A 3462-nucleotide genomic window follows, 5' to 3' on the forward strand; every position below is an offset into this window, starting at 1 on the left:
CCGCGCTCGGCCAGTTCTTGCAGCATGCCTGCAGTAATGCCGGCAAACACTATCGCGCCGGCCGGCCACGCTCGTTCGTTGCCCTCCAGCCCGCGCGTCACGGTAAGCACTCCAGCCACCCGCGCAACCTCGATCACCTCATAGTCCCCACGTACCAGGGGATCAAGTGCCTGCACGATTGTCACCCGGCACACCTCGCCCGCCTGCAGGCCGGCCAGTTCGCCCAGGTCGTCCGGTTCAACGGCCAGGTGATTCCAGCCGATTGGCATGGGGTCGGACAGCACGGCCATCCAGCGATTCAAGTATCGCGTTGTCATGTACGCCTCACAGGTAGGAAACAGGGTTTGGAATGTCGCGCAGTAGCTCGCCGGTCACGGGGTTCCATGATCCGTACAAGCCTGCAAAAGGCGGGATTCGGCTGCTGGTGCCGACATGAACAAAACCATCGGGGGTGCCGACGCGGCCCAGGTATTGGCGAGTTGCAACGGCCGGCAGGCCGATATTCGGCCAGTCCATCACCAGGACAGAAATAACAGGAACCGCAGCCGCATAACGGCATATTGAGAACAACGGCCCAGTCCGCAACCCGCCACGGTGTGCCTGAAAAAATGATGCAGTGGCGCCGACGTTAGACCAAGCGCCTTCAGCGCTACTCCACCAATCAACCAAGTCGACCGGCTGCCCATCGATCAAGCAGACATATGGGTGCTGGGTAGAGGATTTATTTACGGCCCAGAAATCACCAGGCGCGGAGCCTGCCTCAATCTGAATTTCCCGGCCCGTGCTATCTCGCGCGCGCCTTGGGCGAGCCTCATAGTCAGTGCTGTCCTCACGTCCACCGCTAATTTCGGCACGGGAAAACGTCTCTCCCCCGCGCCTCAGCTCAATCCAAGCAGTATCGCTACCAATGGAGACGACAGACTGTAAGGGTCTATCCGCTTCCGAGCCGATGGGATCGCCGCTCCCGTTGAATCGATACACCCCCTGATAACTCACCTCAGTGGGGGTGATCGTGGTTGTCACCTCGCTGCGCGCACCGTAGTGGGCAGTGTAAAAACCTATTTCACCGTCAGGCTGGTAGTAGGCTCCAACAGTAGTCTCGGCATTGAACTCTGCGAATAACACGCCGTGTGTGCCAATAGGGCCAAATCCAAGCTCTACCTGGCCCTGCGACAACTCGGAGAGCTCAATTACCGCAGTGACATCGACTATTCGAGCCTGCTCACTACCGCCGACAATTTCTGCCGTGGCAGTCGGATCAATCGTTGCCCACTCCCCCTCCAGCACAGGCTCCTGAAAAGGGCTGTTTGTCAGGACGTGCAGCAGTTCAGCTGTATGTGCGCCACCAGTTTCATCCCGAGCAATTCTCAGCTCCCAAAACTCCCGAGGTAGCGCACACCATGCGCCCAGCTCACCCTGCAGAAAGCTCGCGCGGCCCCGGCCGTAATGGATGTCGTCTGCGGTATATCGAGCCAACAGCACTCTCGATCCATCCGGCAGCGCATCGATCACAGCCAGATCCGTCAGCGCTGGAGCTCCAGACGGGCGATCAACAACGACGCTATGCCATACATCAGGCCGGCGGGTGCGTCCGACCACGATCAGCAGTTGAGCCAGCCTGAGCTGGCCAGCAGCCGAAACTGTCACACGCCAGTTCATTGTGCCGTCGTGATAGAGCCAGCTCCGCGGCTGGCGGGTTGTTGGGCCAATGCCATACACCAGCCCTTCACGCGGGCCGTACAGCACGTCAGCGCGCCACTCAATGCCGCGTTCTGCATCTGCCGCCAACTGCTCCGGGGTGCGCTCTACGTCGGGCGCGCGTGGGTCGCGGAAGCGGAGCAATGTGCCATGCTGGTGCCATTCGTATGCAGCAACAGGTGTTGGAGCCCATGGCAGCCTGGTCGTAACGCCATTGGGCAGCGTCAGGACTGGCGAATCAGAGGAAACGGTGTAGTCAACTCGGCCATGCCATGGCCAGCCGCAGACAGTAATTTCACCAGGGCACGAGTCATTCACAGGACTATCGAACATCACCCCCTCCTCCGGTAACTGGGCGCTGGAACACCAGCGGGACAGATGCTCCGGTGCCATCAACCATCGTCGTCGACTTCAGCGGACGGATCTCAACAGCCATGATGTAGTCGGTCGCGTAGAACAGAGTTTCACCCTCGTGATACTCACGCAGGGCCAGGCCGCTGCCGGGCGCCGTCTCGACTTCAGTCAGCGGCCCGGCAATACCGCCGCCCGTGCCGCCAGCCGGTGCGGCGTAGTTGCCCCGCCCCCGCTGGGGCGCCACGCTACCGCGCGGCTCGACTGCGGGCAGCGAGCGCCGCTGGCGAGGCTGGTTGACCAGCGCGTTGATGTCATCGACCTCAGCACGGCCGGTGCGGCGCTCAATCATCGCCTGCCCCGTGGCGCGCCGGCTGGCCTCGCTGGTGCCCTGGCGGCTACGCCGCATGCCCTCGGCAATCTGGGCGCGTTGCTCTGCAAGTGTTGCCATCGCTACAACTCCAGAAGGTCATTGGGAATGGCGACCCGATAGTGGGCCGTCACCTCACCGGCACGTTCATCGCGGTAGATCTCAGGTATCTCCACGGCCTCAACATCGAAGCGGCGCGGGAAGTCCGGCGCTGTGAGGTCGTCGGTCACGTCCCAATTGCCCGAAAAGCCAAGCCGCGTGTCGTCATAGGGCGGTATCGGCGCGCCGGTGTACGGGTTGTTCAGGCGCCCACCCAACTGAGTAGTCAGAACCGCCGTGCCCGTGATCGGCGGCAGGCTGGTGTCAGGCCGCGCCGGCACGGTGAGCGGGTCGCCTACGCCACCGCCCCGGCTGATCGCCACGCTGATGGTCGTGATAGCCGTGCCGCCCTCGATGTCGATGCGGTGCTCGATGCGCCGGCACTTGCCCTGCGCCAGAGCCTTGTCCTCAAGGCGCAGCGTGTGCACGGTGTCGATGCCCAGCGCCAGATCGGTCGGTACCTGCCAGCTCAGTGTCGTGCCACGGTGCGCGCTAAGCAGCTGCACCGCCCCACCCCACAACAGCGTCAGCATTGCTGCAGTGCGCCGAACTTCGTCGGCAAGGTCCGTCGACTCTGGCAGCCCAGAAACCGGCTTGCTCGACTCCCACTCATCCGCCTGGCTGCTCTCAATGGCCACGCTGCCGCTGTCGCGGGCGATCACCTGGGTGGCTTCGTCCTCGCCGCCCATCGCTGTCAGCAGCAGCTTGTAGCTCTCGGTCACCTGCTGCACCCAGCGCCGCGCACCGCTGGCAGTGGCGCTGAGCCAGAGGTTGTCGAAACGGTTGATCCAGGCCACGCCGTCGCCGCATGGGTTGGCCATGCTCGGCGGTAGCTTGAAGCCACCGACTCTGCCCACCATCGTCAGCCCCGCGCCAGTGATGGCGTCCTCGATCATCTCGGTGGTGGGCAGGTCGCTGGTCCATGTGCGCCATTGGCAGAAGCC

At 63.0% G+C, this 3462-nt stretch carries 3 protein-coding genes and 1 pseudogene; all 4 read right to left on the reverse strand.

Going from position 1 to position 3462, the window contains the following annotated elements; genetic code table 11:
* The coding region (locus ACNFCJ_RS23850; protein ID WP_416773865.1) for a hypothetical protein at window positions 1-290 on the reverse strand (290 nt) is incomplete at its 3' end.
* 34 nt (window positions 291-324) lie between these two features.
* The gene (locus ACNFCJ_RS23855) at window positions 325-2031 is read right to left on the reverse strand and encodes a hypothetical protein (RefSeq protein ID WP_416773866.1); all 1707 of its coding nucleotides are present in this window, start codon (window positions 2029-2031) and stop codon (window positions 325-327) included.
* Entirely contained in the window at window positions 2021-2500 is a 480-nt protein-coding gene (locus ACNFCJ_RS23860) for a hypothetical protein (protein WP_416773867.1), read from the reverse strand. Before ACNFCJ_RS23860 ends, ACNFCJ_RS23855 begins: the two co-directional genes overlap by 11 nt.
* Before the next feature lie 2 nt (window positions 2501-2502).
* Window positions 2503-3462 (reverse strand): annotated as a pseudogene (locus ACNFCJ_RS23865) (hypothetical protein); the annotation flags it as partial.

The organism is Pseudomonas sp. NY15364, from assembly GCF_048068235.1.
Lineage (GTDB): Bacteria > Pseudomonadota > Gammaproteobacteria > Pseudomonadales > Pseudomonadaceae > Aquipseudomonas > Aquipseudomonas mendocina_D.